This window comes from Candidatus Symbiothrix dinenymphae, assembly GCF_001431085.1.
Genome location: NZ_BBRU01000541.1, coordinates 1 through 322, shown reverse-complemented (window position 1 = coordinate 322; position 322 = coordinate 1). Strand labels below are relative to the sequence as shown.

1 protein-coding gene is annotated in these 322 nt (G+C 52.8%); it reads left to right on the top strand.

The window, feature by feature from the left end; genetic code table 11:
* A partial coding sequence (locus ASC50_RS05560; RefSeq protein ID WP_158648506.1) for a T9SS type A sorting domain-containing protein occupies positions 1–322 on the top strand: 322 nt, incomplete at both ends.

Here is a 322-nt window from a genome sequence, read left to right as displayed (position 1 = left end):
ATGGCAAATGGGAGAAATTATCCTCCGAATTGTCCTATTCAGCAGGCAACAAGCGCACAGATATATTGGATGCCACCGCCGAGTATAAGGCACGCCTCATCACCGCCTCAGGCGACACCGTGGAAACGTGCCCGTATTGTCAGGAACGCACCCGCACCACACAGATTGGCGCAATAGAGGCACCTCCCCTGAAACTATATCCCAATCCGGTGCATGGCGGTGATTTCATCACCATCGAAGGCGTTCCGGAAGGTGTTACAAACATCACAATCTATGATTTAAACGGTCGCGCGGTGTCAACATTACCGGTAGAGGCGTGGCG